Origin of the sequence: Streptomyces sp. G7(2002) (assembly GCF_028870195.1) — a bacterium.
Lineage (GTDB): Bacteria > Actinomycetota > Actinomycetes > Streptomycetales > Streptomycetaceae > Streptomyces > Streptomyces nigrescens.
The window spans coordinates 1,637,945-1,655,229 of record NZ_CP102609.1; the positions used below are offsets into that span (position 1 = coordinate 1,637,945).

Below are 17,285 nucleotides of genomic sequence, written 5' to 3' on the forward strand. Positions count from 1 at the left end.
TGCCGATTCACGGCCCGCCGGTGGAGCCCCGGTCAGCGTCCTGCGCTGTCCACCACGGCGGACCACTCGTCCAGCAGCTGCTGAGCGGAGGCGTCATCCGGCCCTTCCGCCCACAGGTGCGTCACCGCCTCAGCGGGGTCCGGCAGCACCAGAACCCAACGGCCGTCGGACTCCACGACCCGCACGCCGTCGGTGGTGTCCACGTCCCGGTCGCCGGCGGCCTCGACGACATGCCGCATGACCAGGCCCTTGACGGCCCAGGGGGTGGCCAGGTCCCGGCGCTGGACATGCGCCCGCGGGATCCGTGCGTCGATCTGGCTGAGCGTGAGCTGGGTACGGGCGACCAGACCGATCAGCCGGACGAAGGCGGCCGCGCCGTCGAAGACGCTGCTGAACTCCGGAATGATGAAGCCGCCCATTCCGTCCCCGCCGAAGACCGTGCCGTCGGCGCGGCCCACCCGGGTCAGATCGTCGGGCGAGGTCGTCGTCCACTCCACCTGCGTCCCGTGATACGCCGCCACCTGCTCGGCGATCCGGGTCGTGGTCACCGGCAGCGCCACCCGGCCGGTGCGCCGCTCGGCCGCGACCAGATCCAGCATGACCAGCAGTGCGCGGTCGTCCTCGATGATCCGGCCTCGCTCGTCCACGAGGGAGAGCCGCTCGCCGACGGGGTCGAAGCGCACACCGAAGGCGGCCCGCGCCGAGGCCACGATCTCGCCGAGCCGGACGAGCCCGGCACGCCGGGCGTCAGGGGTCTCGGTCGGCCGGGATTCATCGAGCCCGGGGTTGATGGTCAGGGAGTCGACACCGAGCCGTCCCAGAAGGCTGGGCAGCACCAGGCCCGCGCTGCCGTTGGAGGCGTCCACGACGACCTTCAGCCCGGAATCGGCGATGCCCGTGGTGTCCACGGCCCGCAGCAGCGACCCGGTGTAGGAGTCGAAAACACTGGCCGGGAAGATCAGATCACCGATCTCGCCGGGGAAGGCGCGACGGTACTCCTGGCGGGCGAAGACCCGGTCGAGCTTGCGCTGCCCGGCCTGCGAGAGGTCGGCGCCCCGCTCGTCGAAGAACATGATGTCCACGGAGTCCGGCACACCGGGCGTCGTACGGACCATGATCCCGCCGGCGCTGCCCCGCGCGGTCTGCTGGCGGGCGACGGGCAACGGGACGTTCTCCAGGTCGCGTACGTCGATGGCGCTGGCCTGCAGCGCGGAGATCACGGCACGCTTGAGCGCCCGGGCACCACGGGAGTGGTCGCGCGCGGTGGTGACCGTGGAACCCTTCTTCAGCGTGGTGGCATACGCGCCCGCGAGCCGCACCGCGAGTTCCGGTGTGATCTCGACATTGAGGATCCCGGACACCCCGCGGGCACCGAACAGATGCGCCTGGCCGCGGGACTCCCAGATCACCGACGTATTGACGAACGCACCGGCCTCGATCGTCTTGAACGGATAGACCCGCACATTCCCCTGGACGATCGACTCTTCACCGATCAGACACTCATCACCGATGACGGCGCCGTCCTCGATCCGGGCGGCCCGCATGATGTCGGTGTTCTTGCCGATCACACAGCCGCGCAGATTGCTCTGCTGACCGATGTAGACGTTGTCGTGCACTACGGCCCGGTGGAGGAACGCACCGCTCTTGACGACGACATTGGAGCCGACGACGGTGTGCTCACGAAGCTCCACTCCAGCTTCGATCTTGGCGTAGTCACCGATGTACAGCGGACCGCGCAGCACCGCGTCCGAATGGACCTCGGCGCCCTCCGCGACCCAAACACCCGGCGAGATCTCGAAGCCGTCGATTTCGACATCGACCTTGCCTTCGAGCACATCGGCCTGGGCCTTCACATAGCTCTCATGTGTGCCGACGTCCTCCCAGTAGCCCTCGGCGATATAGCCGTAGATCGGCTTGCCTTCCTTCATGAGCTGCGGAAAGACATCCCCGGACCAGTCGACCGACACGTCGGGCTCGAAATAGTCGAAGACCTCCGGCTCCATGACGTAGATGCCGGTGTTGACGGTGTCCGAGAAGACCTGACCCCAGGTGGGCTTTTCCAGGAAGCGTTCGACCTTGCCGGCCTCGTCGACGATGGTGATGCCGAACTCGAGCGGATTGGGGACCCGCGTGAGGCAGACAGTGACAAGAGCGCCCTTTTCCTTGTGGAACCGGATCAGATCCGTGAGATCGAAGTCGGTGAGGGCATCACCGGAGATGACGAGGAAGGCGTCGTCCTTGAGGGCTTCCTCGGCGTTCTTCACGCTGCCTGCGGTGCCGAGCGGCTTTTCCTCATTGGCGTAGGTGAGCTCCATTCCGAGCTCTTCTCCGTCGCCGAAATAGTTCTTGACGAGGGAGGCAAGGAATTGCACGGTCACGACGGTCTCGTTGAGACCATGCCGCTTCAGCAGCCTGAGCACATGCTCCATGATCGGCCTATTGACGACCGGAAGCAGGGGCTTGGGCATGCTGGACGTCATGGGGCGAAGGCGTGTTCCTTCGCCGCCGGCCATCACAACGGCCTTCATGTCGGAAGCGTCCTCCTCTAAGAGACGACGGTCTTGCCGACTTCACTTGTCCAGAACGCCCACTGTTCCTGCTATCGCGTACGGGCGCCGGGCCTTGGCACCAGCTGCCGGTCCGGAAAGCTCAGTCGGCCGTGGAGTCCGCTCTGATGAGTCGGCGGACCTGGACCACGTAGAGGATTCCTGCCCACCAGTACAGCGCCGTACCCCATCCTGCGAACGCCCATCCGAAAACCGCAGCAAGCGTGTGAAGCCAGCCGCTTCCGCTGCTCAGGAGGAGCAACGGGAAGGCGTACATCAAGTTGAACGTAGCCGCTTTGCCCAGGAAGTTCACCTGGGGAGGCCCGTATCCGTGGCGTCCGAGGAATCCGATCGCGATGAGCAGCATCAGTTCCCGTGCCAGCAGCGCCGCGGTCAGCCAGACCGGCAGGATCTCGCGCCAGGTCAGACCGACGAGGGTGGAGAGGATGTAGAGGCGGTCGGCGGCCGGGTCGAGGATCCGGCCCAGACTGCTGATCTGGTTCCAGCGCCGGGCGAGCTTGCCGTCCAGATAGTCACTGACGCCGCTCAGCGCGAGGACCAGCAGCGCCCAGCCATCGGCCTTCGGGCCACCGAATACCGGCCACAGGATCAACCACAGGAACAACGGCACGCCGAGGAGGCGAGCCATGCTCAGGATATTCGGGATGGTGAGGACGCGATCCGTCTGGACCCGCGTCTCCTGGACCTCCACGCGGAAGCCTCCTGTGGGAAATGTACCAACGATGCCCCTTGACCTTACCTGTACCGCCGGCGACGCCGTGCCGCGGGTCCCAAGATCACAGAAACGCGAAAAAGCCCCTCCGGAACTTTCGTTCCGAAGGGGCTTTCTCAAAATTTGTTCGGCGGCGTCCTACTCTCCCACAGGGTCCCCCCTGCAGTACCATCGGCGCTGAAAGGCTTAGCTTCCGGGTTCGGAATGTAACCGGGCGTTTCCCTAACGCAATGACCACCGAAACACTATGAAGTTAACCAACCCGGCAAAGACACAGGTCGTTACTTCAGAACCTACACAGTGGACGCGAGCAACTGAGGACAAGCCCTCGGCCTATTAGTACCAGTCAACTCCACCCGTTACCGGGCTTCCATATCTGGCCTATCAACCCAGTCGTCTACTGGGAGCCTTAACCCCTCAAAGGGGGTGGGAGTCCTCATCTCGAAGCAGGCTTCCCGCTTAGATGCTTTCAGCGGTTATCCTTTCCGAACGTAGCCAACCAGCCATGCCCTTGGCAGGACAACTGGCACACCAGAGGTTCGTCCGTCCCGGTCCTCTCGTACTAGGGACAGCCCTTCTCAAGACTCCTACGCGCACAGCGGATAGGGACCGAACTGTCTCACGACGTTCTAAACCCAGCTCGCGTACCGCTTTAATGGGCGAACAGCCCAACCCTTGGGACCGACTCCAGCCCCAGGATGCGACGAGCCGACATCGAGGTGCCAAACCATCCCGTCGATATGGACTCTTGGGGAAGATCAGCCTGTTATCCCCGGGGTACCTTTTATCCGTTGAGCGACGGCGCTTCCACAAGCCACCGCCGGATCACTAGTCCCTACTTTCGTACCTGCTCGACCCGTCAGTCTCACAGTCAAGCTCCCTTGTGCACTTACACTCAACACCTGATTGCCAACCAGGCTGAGGGAACCTTTGGGCGCCTCCGTTACTCTTTAGGAGGCAACCGCCCCAGTTAAACTACCCACCAGACACTGTCCCTGATCCGGATCACGGACCCAGGTTAGACATCCAGCACGACCAGAGTGGTATTTCAACAATGACTCCACAACCACTGGCGTGGCCGCTTCAAAGTCTCCCACCTATCCTACACAAGCCGAACCGAACACCAATATCAAGCTATAGTAAAGGTCCCGGGGTCTTTCCGTCCTGCTGCGCGAAACGAGCATCTTTACTCGTAATGCAATTTCACCGGGCCTATGGTTGAGACAGTCGAGAAGTCGTTACGCCATTCGTGCAGGTCGGAACTTACCCGACAAGGAATTTCGCTACCTTAGGATGGTTATAGTTACCACCGCCGTTTACTGGCGCTTAAGTTCTCAGCTTCGCCAACCCGAAAGTTGACTAACCGGTCCCCTTAACGTTCCAGCACCGGGCAGGCGTCAGTCCGTATACATCGCCTTACGGCTTCGCACGGACCTGTGTTTTTAGTAAACAGTCGCTTCTCGCTGGTCTCTGCGGCCACCACCAGCTCAGAGTGCAAGACTCATCACCAGCAATGGCCCCCCTTCTCCCGAAGTTACGGGGGCATTTTGCCGAGTTCCTTAACCATAGTTCACCCGAACGCCTCGGTATTCTCTACCTGACCACCTGAGTCGGTTTAGGGTACGGGCCGCCATGAAACTCGCTAGAGGCTTTTCTCGACAGCATAGGATCATCCACTTCACCACAATCGGCTCGGCATCAGGTCTCACCCTCAAGTCATCCGGATTTGCCTAGATGACGGGCTACACCCTTACCCCGGGACAACCACCGCCCGGGCTGGACTACCTTCCTGCGTCACCCCATCGCTTACCTACTACCACCTTGGATCGGCGGCTCCACCACGTCCCTTTGTCCGAAGACTCCAGGCCGGCTTCACGGCCTTAGCATTAATGGATTCGATATTGGGCGTTTCAAAGCGGGTACCGGAATATCAACCGGTTGTCCATCGACTACGCCTGTCGGCCTCGCCTTAGGTCCCGACTTACCCTGGGCAGATCAGCTTGACCCAGGAACCCTTAGTCAATCGGCGCACACGTTTCCCACGTGTGTATCGCTACTCATGCCTGCATTCTCACTCGTGAACCGTCCACAACTCGTTTCCACGGCTGCTTCACCCGGCACACGACGCTCCCCTACCCATCACAGCCTCCGTTGGGAGTATTACTGCAATGACACGACTTCGGCGGTGTGCTTGAGCCCCGCTACATTGTCGGCGCGGAATCACTTGACCAGTGAGCTATTACGCACTCTTTCAAGGATGGCTGCTTCTAAGCCAACCTCCTGGTTGTCTCTGCGACTCCACATCCTTTCCCACTTAGCACACGCTTAGGGGCCTTAGTCGATGCTCTGGGCTGTTTCCCTCTCGACCATGGAGCTTATCCCCCACAGTCTCACTGCCGCGCTCTCACTTACCGGCATTCGGAGTTTGGCTAAGGTCAGTAACCCGGTAGGGCCCATCGCCTATCCAGTGCTCTACCTCCGGCAAGAAACACACGACGCTGCACCTAAATGCATTTCGGGGAGAACCAGCTATCACGGAGTTTGATTGGCCTTTCACCCCTAACCACAGGTCATCCCCCAGGTTTTCAACCCTGGTGGGTTCGGTCCTCCACGAAGTCTTACCTCCGCTTCAACCTGCCCATGGCTAGATCACTCCGCTTCGGGTCTTGGGCACGCTACTCAACGCCCTATTCGGACTCGCTTTCGCTACGGCTTCCCCACACGGGTTAACCTCGCAACATACCGCAAACTCGCAGGCTCATTCTTCAAAAGGCACGCAGTCACGACTGCATGTGCAAGCACATACAGCGACGCTCCCACGGCTTGTAGGCACACGGTTTCAGGTACTATTTCACTCCGCTCCCGCGGTACTTTTCACCATTCCCTCACGGTACTATCCGCTATCGGTCACCAGGGAATATTTAGGCTTAACGGGTGGTCCCGCCAGATTCACACGGGATTTCTCGGGCCCCGTGCTACTTGGGTGGTTCTCAAGCAAGCCGTTGATGTTTCAGCTACGGGGGTCTTACCCTCTACGCCGGACCTTTCGCATGTCCTTCGCCTACACCAACGGTTTCTGACTTGCCTCACAGCCGGCAGACTGCAAAAGAGAACTCCCACAACCCCAACCACGCAACCCCTGCCGGGTATCACACGTGACTGGTTTGGCCTCATCCGGTTTCGCTCGCCACTACTCCCGGAATCACGGTTGTTTTCTCTTCCTGCGGGTACTGAGATGTTTCACTTCCCCGCGTTCCCTCCACACTGCCTATGTGTTCAGCAGCGGGTGACAGCCCATGACGACTGCCGGGTTTCCCCATTCGGACACCCCCGGATCAAAGCTCGGTTGACAGCTCCCCGGGGCCTATCGTGGCCTCCCACGTCCTTCATCGGTTCCTGGTGCCAAGGCATCCACCGTGCGCCCTTAAAAACTTGGCCACAGATGCTCGCGTCCACTGTGCAGTTCTCAAGCAACGACCAGCCACCCACCACCCCAACCCGAAGGCTGAGTTCACTGGGGCCGGCATCGCGAAGGTCCAGACTCAAGTCCGTACCCTCAGATACCCAACAGCGCGCCCGACCCACTCCATCAATCCCCACGTTCCACGCCGAAGCAGTACTAGTGACAACCAATCAAGTGCGCCGAATAGTCAACGTTCCACCCATGAGCAACCAGCATCAGACATTCGCTGACGTACTGGCCTCTGACCCGAACCAGGTTCGAGTAAGAAGTGCTCCTTAGAAAGGAGGTGATCCAGCCGCACCTTCCGGTACGGCTACCTTGTTACGACTTCGTCCCAATCGCCAGTCCCACCTTCGACGATTCCCTCCCACAAGGGGTTGGGCCACCGGCTTCGGGTGTTACCGACTTTCGTGACGTGACGGGCGGTGTGTACAAGGCCCGGGAACGTATTCACCGCAGCAATGCTGATCTGCGATTACTAGCAACTCCGACTTCATGGGGTCGAGTTGCAGACCCCAATCCGAACTGAGACCGGCTTTTTGAGATTCGCTCCACCTCGCGGTATCGCAGCTCATTGTACCGGCCATTGTAGCACGTGTGCAGCCCAAGACATAAGGGGCATGATGACTTGACGTCGTCCCCACCTTCCTCCGAGTTGACCCCGGCAGTCTCCTGTGAGTCCCCATCACCCCGAAGGGCATGCTGGCAACACAGAACAAGGGTTGCGCTCGTTGCGGGACTTAACCCAACATCTCACGACACGAGCTGACGACAGCCATGCACCACCTGTACACCGACCACAAGGGGGACCCTGTCTCCAGGGTTTTCCGGTGTATGTCAAGCCTTGGTAAGGTTCTTCGCGTTGCGTCGAATTAAGCCACATGCTCCGCTGCTTGTGCGGGCCCCCGTCAATTCCTTTGAGTTTTAGCCTTGCGGCCGTACTCCCCAGGCGGGGAACTTAATGCGTTAGCTGCGGCACGGACGACGTGGAATGTCGCCCACACCTAGTTCCCAACGTTTACGGCGTGGACTACCAGGGTATCTAATCCTGTTCGCTCCCCACGCTTTCGCTCCTCAGCGTCAGTATCGGCCCAGAGATCCGCCTTCGCCACCGGTGTTCCTCCTGATATCTGCGCATTTCACCGCTACACCAGGAATTCCGATCTCCCCTACCGAACTCTAGCCTGCCCGTATCGAATGCAGACCCGGGGTTAAGCCCCGGGCTTTCACATCCGACGTGACAAGCCGCCTACGAGCTCTTTACGCCCAATAATTCCGGACAACGCTTGCGCCCTACGTATTACCGCGGCTGCTGGCACGTAGTTAGCCGGCGCTTCTTCTGCAGGTACCGTCACTTTCGCTTCTTCCCTGCTGAAAGAGGTTTACAACCCGAAGGCCGTCATCCCTCACGCGGCGTCGCTGCATCAGGCTTTCGCCCATTGTGCAATATTCCCCACTGCTGCCTCCCGTAGGAGTCTGGGCCGTGTCTCAGTCCCAGTGTGGCCGGTCGCCCTCTCAGGCCGGCTACCCGTCGTCGCCTTGGTAGGCCATCACCCCACCAACAAGCTGATAGGCCGCGGGCTCATCCTTCACCGCCGGAGCTTTCCACCACCAGACCATGCGGTCGGTAGTCGTATCCGGTATTAGACCCCGTTTCCAGGGCTTGTCCCAGAGTGAAGGGCAGATTGCCCACGTGTTACTCACCCGTTCGCCACTAATCCCCTCCCGAAGGAGGTTCATCGTTCGACTTGCATGTGTTAAGCACGCCGCCAGCGTTCGTCCTGAGCCAGGATCAAACTCTCCGTGAATGTTTACCCGTAATCGGGTCAACACACACGAGAGCGGAACGAGTGGGCGGAATAAGCCCTCTCGTTCACAGCGTCCTCGCTGTGTGTGCCACCCCGACCGCATGGGCCGTGGTGGGCTTTTCAAAGGAACCTCATCCTCCGGAGTGTTTCCGGTGGACGGGGTATCAACATATCTGGCGTTGACTTTTGGCACGCTGTTGAGTTCTCAAGGAACGGACGCTTCCTTTGTGCCTGTTTCACCAGGATCTCCGGGCGCTTCCCTTCGGTGTTTCACACTCTATCAGGCCTTTTCCGGCTTCCGAACCGCTGCTTTTCCGCAGGCATGCAGAAAGCGCAATTCTTGAGTCGCGATCAAGACGCTAGGAGTGCCGCCCACCTCAACCGGACGCAGTCGATTGCGTCCTGGCTGTCCGGGGCAGGTGTCAGACAGTACAGCTCTGGTGTGGGCGAGGCAAATCGATTCGGCGGGACTCGCGGACTGCAACCGGCGTCTCTCATGCGGAACCGTCAGTTCTTATGACTTACGCTTCTGAACGGTGCGCCGTCCAGGACAGGTAGTGACGGCGGCCTGATGAATCTCCACCCCTGGGAGGCTTCCCATGACCACCGTGACGTCCCCTCTTGCCGGACGCGCCATCGGACTCGCGGCTGTGCCCGACCCGGTGTTCTCCGGAGCGATGGTGGGTCCCGGTACCGCCATCGATCCGGTGCGTGAGCCGTCCGCCGCTGTTTCGCCCGTGGACGGTGTCCTCGTATCGCTGCACCCGCATGCGTTCGTCGTCGTCGACTCCGAGGGGCACGGTGTGCTCACCCACCTCGGTATTGACACCGTTCAGCTCAATGGCGAGGGCTTCGAGCTGCTCGTGAACAAGGGCGACACCGTTACCCGCGGCCAGGAGGTCGTGCGCTGGAACCCGGCCGCTGTGGAGCAGGCCGGGAAGTCGCCGGTGTGCCCGGTCGTCGCGCTGGAGGCCACTGCGGACTCGCTCGGCGAGGTGCGTGAGGACGGCGACGTCAAGGCGGGCGACCAGCTCTTCTCCTGGCAGTAGCGCCGGGGGCTCCCCCCAACGGCAGGTACGACATCCATCGCGGCGGCGCGGGCCGTCGCATCAACCGGAGACGGGTGCAATGGAGACAACGCTGCGAGGCGTCGGCGTCAGCCATGGTGTGGCGATCGGCGAGGTGCGGCACATGGGCACGGCGGTTCTTGAGCCGCCGGCCAAGCAGATTCCGGCGGACGAGGCGGAGCGCGAACAGGGGCGTGCCCGTCAGGCCGTGGAAGCTGTGGCTGCTGACCTGATAGCTCGGGGAAATCTGGCGGGCGGTGAGGCGCAGGCCGTGCTGGAGGCACAGGCCATGATGGCGCAGGACCCCGAGCTGATGGCGGATGTCGAGCGGCGGATCGCCGTCGGCAGCACCGCCGAGCGCGGTGTCTATGACGCGTTCGCAGCCTACCGGGCGCTGCTGGCGGGTGCCGGTGAGTACCTCGCGGGCCGGGTGGCCGACCTCGATGACGTGCGGAACCGTATCGTCGCGCGGCTGCTGGGTGTGCCGATGCCGGGTGTGCCGGACAGTGACGAGCCGTATGTGCTGATCGCGCGCGATCTGGCGCCGGCCGACACGGCGTTGCTCGACCCGACGCTGGTGCTCGGGTTCGTGACCGAGGAGGGCGGGCCGACCAGCCACAGCGCGATTCTTGCGCGGGCGCTGGGGGTGCCGGCGATCGTCGCGCTGCCCGGTGCGGGTGAGCTCGTCGAGGGCACGGTCATCGCCGTCGACGGCAGCACCGGTGAGGTCTTCGTGGAGCCGAGCTCCGAGAAGCGGGCGGCGCTGGAGCAGGCCGCGGCGGAGCGGAAGGCGGCGCTGGCGGCGTCGTCCGGTCCGGGGGCCACCTCCGACGGGCACAAGGTGCCGCTGCTGGCGAATGTCGGCGGGCCCGGTGATGTGGCCGCGGCGGTCGAGGCCGGGGCCGAGGGTGTCGGGCTCTTCCGTACCGAGTTCCTTTTCCTGGACGACAGCAAGAAGGCGCCGTCCGAGGAGAAGCAGGTCGATGCGTACCGCAAGGTGCTGGAGGCCTTCCCCGAGGGGCGGGTCGTGGTGCGGGTGCTCGACGCCGGGGCCGACAAGCCGCTGGACTTCCTGACGCCGGCCGATGAGCCCAACCCCGCGCTGGGTGTGCGGGGTCTGCGGACGCTGCTGGACCACCCCGATGTGCTGCGTACGCAGCTGACGGCGCTGGCGAAGGCGGCCGAGGGGCTGCCGGTCTACCTCGAGGTCATGGCGCCGATGGTGGCGGACCGGATCGACGCCAAGGCGTTCGCGGACGCATGCCGGGAGGCCGGGCTGCAGGCGAAGTTCGGGGCGATGGTGGAGATCCCGTCCGCGGCGCTGCGGGCGCGGTCGATTCTGCAGGAGGTCGAGTTCCTTTCGCTGGGGACCAATGACCTGGCGCAGTACACCTTTGCCGCCGACCGTCAGGTGGGTGCCGTCTCGCGGCTGCAGGATCCCTGGCAGCCGGCGCTGCTGGACCTCGTGGCGGTGTCGGCCGAGGCCGCGAAGGCCGAGGGCAAGAGCTGTGGCGTCTGTGGTGAGGCGGCCTCCGATCCGCTGTTGGCGTGTGTGCTGACGGGGCTCGGTGTGACCAGCCTTTCGATGGGTGCGGCGTCGATTCCCTACGTACGGTCCACGCTGTCGAAGCACACGCTGGCGCAGTGTGAGCGGGCGGCGGCCGCGGCGCGTGCCGCGGACACCGCCGACGATGCGCGGGCCGCCGCGCAGGCGGTGCTCTCCGGGGAGTGACCGCGCGCGGCGCGTGCGTCGCAGGAGCGTTGATGGCCGTCCCGCCCTTTGTGGCGGGGCGGCCGTGCTGTTGCGGTGGGCGGTGCGGTCAGTCGTGGTGGTGGGGGTCGGGTGGGGGTGTGAGGGGGAGGCCGGGGGCGTAGTCGACGCCGTGCTCGGGTGGGATCGGTTCGCCGGTGTCGGCGTCGGTGCAGTAGGCGGTGAAGACCTCGGCGGCGCTGAGGGCGCGGGGCCAGGAGTCGCGGAGGGACCAGCCGCGGACCGTGTCCTGGGCGGGGTCGCCGGTGGTGTCGTGGTCGGCGGGGCCGTGGGTGGTGCGGGAGACGATGCCGCCGGGGGTGCGCAGGGCGAAGCCGGCGGCGAGGACCGTGCAGAAGATGAGGGTGTCGGATTCGGCGAGCCGGCGCCGGGTGCCCTCCTGGGCGGTGGCTTGCAGGACCGCCAGGAGGGACGGGTCTCCGGTGGCGACGGAGCAGACGAGGTGGTGGGTGCCGCTGCCGAGGGTTTCGAGGAGCTGCTGGAGGGCTTGGGTGGCGCGGGCGAAGGCGGCGTGGGCGAGGTCTTCGCCGCACTCCGGGCAGTCGCCGGCGCGGGCCAGGACGGCGGAGGCGTGGTCCCAGGTCGCCTGGCGGCCGGCTTCTTCGACGAGCAGCGGGAGCAGCCGGCTCAGCGGTTCGCCCTGGTAGGTCAATGTCGCGCCGGTGCGGGCGACTTCGGCGGTGTAGCGGCTGCGGCTGTCGGGGCGGTCGGGGTCCAGGGCGAGGTCGGCGCAGTATTTCTCGTAGGCGAGCGGGTCGAAGAGGCTGATGGTCGTGAGCACGCCCTGGGAGGCGAGGGTACGCAGCAGGCGCTCCATCTGCTGGAGGTAGCTGCGGTGGTCGTCGAACGGGAAGGTGCGGTAGCGGCGCATGGCGCGGAAGTCCTGCTCGTCGGCCAGGACTGCGGCGGCGCTGGGGACTTCGCGGCGTAGTTTGCGGCGGGCGGCGGACTGGTCGGTGTACTTGGACGTGGCTGTCATGACTCCCCCTGGTGAGATGCGTCCGGCGCTGAGCGTGTGCGGGCCGGACGCCACTTGTCACTGAGAGTAATCGGGGGGTCTGACAATGCGGCCGGGCGCCGGGCCGGAGGCCGTGCGGGCCTCCGGTCCGGCGCCGGGCGGGCCTACTTCGTGCGGTCGGTGGCGCGGTCGCGGGCCACCTGCTCGTAGAAGCGGAGCAGTTCGAGGTTGTCGACGGAGCCGGGGTTGACGGCCTTGTCGAGGGGGGTGCCCTGGAGGAGGCGTTTGACCGGGACCTCGATGCGCTTGCCGGTGAGGGTGTGCGGTACGCCGGGGGCTTCGATGATGTCGTCGGGGACGTGCCGTGGGGAGAGCTCTTCGCGGATGGTGCGCTTGACGCGGTCGCGGAGGGCGTCGTCGAGGGTGGCGCCGGGGGCGAGGTGGACGAAGAGCGGCATCCAGTAGCCGCCGTCGGGGAGTTCCAGGCCGATGACGAGGGATTCGCGGATCTCGGGGAGCCGTTCGACGGCTTCGTAGATGTCGGCGGAGCCCATCCGGACGCCCTGGCGGTTGAGGGTGGAGTCGGAGCGGCCGTGGATGACGACGCTGCCGCGGGGGGTGACGGTGATCCAGTCGCCGTGCCGCCAGACTCCGGGGTACATGTCGAAGTAGCTGTCGTGGTAGCGGGTGCCGTCGGGGTCGTTCCAGAAGCGGGTGGGCATGGACGGCATGGGGTTGGTGACGACGAGTTCGCCGACCTCGTCGATGACCGGTTTGCCCTGGGGGTCCCAGGCCTGCAGGTCGGTGCCGAGGCAGGCTGCCTGGAGTTCGCCGATGTGGACGGGGAGGGTGGGGACGGCGCCGGCGAAGCAGCTGCAGACGTCGGTGCCGCCGCTGACGGAGGCGGTCCACAGGTCGGTGCCGCCCTCCGTGAAGCAGTCGTGCAGCCAGCGGAAGCCGTCCGGCGGGAGCGGGGAGCCGGTGGTGGCGACGCAGGTGATGGCGGAGAGGTCGAGGTCGCGGGCCGGGTGGATACCGGCCTTGCGGCAGGCCATGACGTAGGCGGCGGAGGTGCCGAAGACGGTGGCGCGGGTGGTTTCGGCGACCCGCCACTGGGCGGAGATGTCGGGGTGGCCGGGGCTGCCGTCGTAGAGCACGATCGTGGAGCCCACCAGGAGGCCGGCGACGAGGAAGTTCCACATCATCCAGCCGGTGGAGGTGTACCAGAAGAACCGGTCCTCGGGGCCGAGGTCGCAGTGCAGGCCGGTCTGCTTGAGGTGTTCGAGCAGGATGCCGCCCTGGGACTGGACGATGGCCTTGGGCAGGCCGGTGGTGCCGGAGGAGTACAGGACCCACAGCGGGTGGTCGAACGGGACCTGTTCGAAGACCGGTTCGGTGTCGTTCGAGGTCAGGTCCGACCAGTTCACGGCGCCTTCGGGGGCGGGGGTGCCGAGCAGCGGGATGTGGACGACGGCGCGCAGGGTGGGCAGTTCGTTGCGGAGTTCGGCGACGGTGTCGCGGCGGTCGTGTTCCTTGCCGCCGTAGTGGTAGCCGTCGACGGTGAACAGGACGACCGGTTCGATCTGCTGGAAGCGGTCCAGCACGCTGCGGGCGCCGAAGTCGGGGGCGCAGGAGGTCCATACGGCGCCGACCGCGGCGGTGGCGAGGAGCGCGACGACGGCCTGCGGGATGTTCGGGACGTAGGCGCTGACGCGGTCGCCGGGGCGGACGCCGAGGCGGCGGAGCTCGGCGGCCAGCGAGCCGACCTGGGCGCGCAGGTCAGTCCAGGTGACGGGGGTCGGCTCATGGGTCTCGTCGACGTACAGCAGCGCGGGTGCGTCGGCGCGGGCCGGGTCCTCCGCGGCGCGCAGTGCGTGCTCGGCGTAGTTGAGGGTGGCGCCGGGGAACCAGCGGGCGCCGGGCATCGCACGGTCGGCGAGGACGGTCTCGTACGGGGTGGCGAAGCGGACGTCGAACCACTCCGCGGTGGCCTGCCAGAAGGCGGGGAGGTCGCTGACGGACCAGTGGTGCAGGTCGGCGTAGCTCGTGGCGGGGTCGCCGGGGGTGGGGGCGGGTGCGCCGTGGTGCGCGGCCGCCCAGGTGTGGAAGCGGGTGACCTGTGCGCCGGCGATGCGGTCCGGGCCTGGTTGCCAGAGCGGTTCCGGCTGGTGGGCGGACTGCGGTGCGGTGGTCATGATGCGGCTCCCGGGCGATACGCGTCGTGGGCGTCGGGCGCGCACAGCGGTGGGGGTCCCCCGGCCCAGTGGGTGGGCGTGTGCGCGTGACACGGCTTGCCTGGACGATGCCATGTGATCGACTTGTGCACCAGGGTGGACTCCCCACATTCGGGGGGTGGCGGATGTGGTGCCGCCATGTGGCGCGGGGGCGGGTGGCCGGGGCCGTGGCGGGATTCGGCCATCGGGGGCGAGCCCCGGGCCTGAAGGTGGCCGAGCGTGACCCGGTGCAGGTGAACGGCAGTTGAACGATGCCCGCACACCCGCCCGTCAATGGCAGGCTGACCGGTATGGACGGGCGGGATCTGGTGCGGTCGGTACGGATGATCAGGGCGGTCGGACCGGCGCAGGGACTGCGGTCCGTGCGCTCGGCGTGGCGGGCCTGGAGAACGGATGCCCGGGCGCTGCCGCGGCGCGGTGCGGAACGGGCGCGGGTACCGGGGCCGGCGCTGAGGGCGGAGCCCCAGCCGGGCGGCGGCATGATCCATTTCGCGCGGTCGTCGCTGCGAGTGCGGGTGGCCGCGGGCGGTGCGGTGTTCTGCGGCTGGGACGGTGCCGAGCCGGAGCCGTCGTACGCGCTGGCCGGGGCGTGCCCGGAGGTGGATGCGCGGGCGGTGCTGGAGCCCGATACGGAGGGCGGCTGGCGGGTGGTCTCCGAGCGGGTGCTGGTGGTGGTCTCCCGGCACGGCGCGGTGGAGGTGCGGACGCCCGGCGGGGCGGTGCTGCGGCGGGAGTTGCCGCCGCGCTGGTGGGACCGGGCGGGCGACGAGGGGGCGGATGAGCGCACCGGGCGGCCGGAGGGGTGCGGTGTCTCGCGCTGGGTGCAGCGCTCTGAGGTGGCCGCCGACGGCCGGTTCTTCGGGCTGGGCGGCCGGGCACACGGGCCACGGCTGCGGGACGGTGCGTACCGGCTGTGGAACACCGATCCGGGCGGGGCCTTCGAGCCGGGCGACGATCCGCTGTCGCTGACGATGCCGGTGCAGCTGGTGGTGGCGGACGCCGGTACACATCTGGTCTTTCACGACAATTCCTGGGACGGCCGGGTCACGCTGCGCGAGGGCGCGGAGGGGGCGGGCTCGGGCCATGACCGGCCGGGCACCTGTGAGCTGCGGATGGACGGCGGGCCGCTGCGCTACTGGGTGCTGGCCGGGTCCCCGGCCCGGGTGCTGCAGGTCTGGACGGCGCTGACCGGGGCGCCCGCGCTGCCGCCGCAGTGGGCGCTGGGATATCAGCACGCCCGTTGGGGCTTCGGCGGGGAGGCCGAGGTGCGCCGGGTGGTGGCCGGCTACAAGGAGCGGGAACTTCCGCTGTCCGCCGTCCATTTGGACATCGACCACTACGACCGGCACCGGGTCTTCACGGTCGACCGGCAGCGCTATCCGGATCTTCCGGGACTGGCCCGGGAGTTGCGCGCGGACGGGGTGCGGCTGGTGTCGATCGTGGATCCGGCGGTGAAGGCCGAGCCGGGGGACATCGTGTACGAGGGCGGGGTGGTGGCGGACGCCTTTGTGCGGGACGCGCGGGGGCGCGAGGTGCGCGGGGTGGTGTGGCCGGGCGAGTCGGTGTATCCGGATTTCACCGACGCACGGGTGCGCAAGTGGTGGGGTGCGCTGTACGCGGAGCGGCTGGCGCAGGGCTTCGCGGGGGTCTGGCACGACATGAACGAGCCGGCCTCCTTCGCCGCGTTCGGGGAACGGACCCTTCCGCGCTCGGCACGGCATGCGCTGGAGGGGCGGGGGGGCGACCACCGGGAGGCGCACAACGTCTACGGCCTGGCCATGGCGCGGGCCGGTTTCGAGGGGCTGTGCGAACTGCGGCCGGCCGAGCGCCCGTTCCTCTTCTCGCGTTCGGGCTGGGCCGGGCTGCAGCGCTACGGCGGCAGCTGGTCGGGCGATGTGGCGACGGGCTGGCCGGGGCTGCGGGCGTCGCTGTCACTGGTGCTGGGGCTGGGGCTGTGCGGGGTGCCGTACAGCGGTCCCGATATCGGCGGGTTCTCCGGGGTGCCGTGTCCGGAGCTGTATCTGCGGTGGTTCCAACTGGGCGCCTATATGCCGCTGTTCCGTACGCATTCGGCGATAGGGGCGGGGCGGCGGGAGCCCTGGGAGTACGGGAGCGAGGTGCTCGCACATGCCCGTACGGCGTTGCGTGAGCGGCAGCGGCTGCTGCCGTACTTCGGGACGCTGGGGCAGCTGGCGCGGCTGACCGGGGCGCCGTATGTCCGGCCGCTGTGGTGGAGCGCGGCGCGGGACCGGGCCCTACGGGACTGCGAGGACGCCTTTCTGCTGGGGGACGCACTGCTGGTGGCGCCGGTGCTGGCGGCGGGGGTGACCCGGCGGCCGGTGCGGCTGCCGCGCGGCCGGTGGTACGACACCGCGACCGGGCGCGCGTACGACGGTCCCGGGCAGGTGTGGGTGGAGGCGCCGCTGTCGCGGATTCCGGTGCTGGCGCGGGCCGGTGCGGTGCTGCCGGTGGCGGGTGCGGACGGCGGGACGGAGCTGGAGGTGTGGGCGCCGGTCGCCGGGCGCGGGGGCAGCGGGCTGGTGGTGCCGGACGCCGGGGACGGCTGGCAGCGGCCGACGGTGGAGCGCTTCACCTCGCGGCGGTCGGGCGGCCGGGTCGTGGTGGAGCGGCGGGACGGGGGCGCGGTGGGGTATCCGGTGCGGGTGCGGGGGTTGGAGGACGGGGTGGGGGCGTAGCGGGCTGGG

At 66.4% G+C, this 17,285-nt stretch carries 7 protein-coding genes and 3 rRNA genes; 3 read left to right on the forward strand and 7 right to left on the reverse strand.

The annotated features are described in order from the left end of the window. Window positions 1–32: 32 nt before the first annotated feature. The 5 genes from NUT86_RS06255 to NUT86_RS06275 form a co-directional block, all read right to left on the reverse strand. Window positions 33–2,528 (reverse strand): mannose-1-phosphate guanyltransferase, encoded by a 2,496-nt coding sequence (locus tag NUT86_RS06255; RefSeq protein WP_159490717.1) that lies wholly within the window; start codon window positions 2,526–2,528, stop codon window positions 33–35. Between the two features lie 121 nt (window positions 2,529–2,649). Further along, a complete protein-coding gene (locus tag NUT86_RS06260; protein ID WP_018093283.1) occupies window positions 2,650–3,258 on the reverse strand; it encodes a CDP-alcohol phosphatidyltransferase family protein in 609 nt (202 codons plus the stop codon). A gap of 146 nt (window positions 3,259–3,404) precedes the next feature. Then, window positions 3,405–3,521, reverse strand: a 5S ribosomal RNA gene (rrf, locus tag NUT86_RS06265). Between the two features lie 74 nt (window positions 3,522–3,595). After that, window positions 3,596–6,717: ribosomal RNA gene (locus tag NUT86_RS06270) — 23S ribosomal RNA — on the reverse strand. Between the two features lie 304 nt (window positions 6,718–7,021). Continuing rightward, window positions 7,022–8,550 (reverse strand): 16S ribosomal RNA (locus NUT86_RS06275). The 16S, 23S and 5S rRNA genes sit together here, the layout of an rRNA operon. Window positions 8,551–9,149: 599 nt before the next feature. Between NUT86_RS06275 and NUT86_RS06280 the strand changes: the two genes are divergently transcribed. After that, a complete protein-coding gene (locus tag NUT86_RS06280; protein ID WP_018090628.1) occupies window positions 9,150–9,599 on the forward strand; it encodes a PTS sugar transporter subunit IIA in 450 nt (149 codons plus the stop codon). 79 nt (window positions 9,600–9,678) lie between these two features. Then, window positions 9,679–11,349, forward strand: coding sequence for a phosphoenolpyruvate--protein phosphotransferase (gene ptsP, locus NUT86_RS06285; protein WP_018090629.1), 1,671 nt, complete (start codon window positions 9,679–9,681; stop codon window positions 11,347–11,349). 88 nt (window positions 11,350–11,437) lie between these two features. Here ptsP and NUT86_RS06290 read toward each other — a convergent pair whose 3' ends face one another. Both NUT86_RS06290 and NUT86_RS06295 read right to left on the reverse strand, forming a co-directional pair. Beyond that, window positions 11,438–12,367 carry a hypothetical protein gene (locus NUT86_RS06290; RefSeq protein WP_274734011.1) on the reverse strand — a complete coding sequence of 310 codons (930 nt, stop codon included), beginning with the start codon at window positions 12,365–12,367 and terminating at the stop codon, window positions 11,438–11,440. A 143-nt stretch (window positions 12,368–12,510) separates the two neighbouring features. After that, entirely contained in the window at window positions 12,511–14,541 is a 2,031-nt protein-coding gene (locus NUT86_RS06295; RefSeq protein ID WP_274734013.1) for an acetoacetate--CoA ligase, read from the reverse strand. A 329-nt stretch (window positions 14,542–14,870) separates the two neighbouring features. Here NUT86_RS06295 and NUT86_RS06300 point away from each other — a divergent pair, with 329 nt between their 5' ends. Then, window positions 14,871–17,276: a glycoside hydrolase family 31 protein gene (locus tag NUT86_RS06300; RefSeq protein ID WP_018090632.1), complete on the forward strand. Its 2,406-nt coding sequence runs from the start codon at window positions 14,871–14,873 to the stop codon at window positions 17,274–17,276. The last annotated feature ends 9 nt before the right edge of the window (window positions 17,277–17,285 follow it).

What these genes read in the sequence shown, in the direction of transcription:
- NUT86_RS06255 (WP_159490717.1), bottom strand. Translation starts at nt 2,528, where the DNA reads ATGAAGGCCGTTGTGATGGCCGGCGGCGAAGGAACACGCCTTCGCCCC.
- NUT86_RS06280 (WP_018090628.1), top strand. Translation starts at nt 9,150, where the DNA reads ATGACCACCGTGACGTCCCCTCTTGCCGGACGCGCCATCGGACTCGCG.
- ptsP (WP_018090629.1), top strand. Translation starts at nt 9,679, where the DNA reads ATGGAGACAACGCTGCGAGGCGTCGGCGTCAGCCATGGTGTGGCGATC.
- NUT86_RS06290 (WP_274734011.1), bottom strand. Translation starts at nt 12,367, where the DNA reads ATGACAGCCACGTCCAAGTACACCGACCAGTCCGCCGCCCGCCGCAAA.
- NUT86_RS06295 (WP_274734013.1), bottom strand. Translation starts at nt 14,541, where the DNA reads ATGACCACCGCACCGCAGTCCGCCCACCAGCCGGAACCGCTCTGGCAA.
- NUT86_RS06300 (WP_018090632.1), top strand. Translation starts at nt 14,871, where the DNA reads ATGGACGGGCGGGATCTGGTGCGGTCGGTACGGATGATCAGGGCGGTC.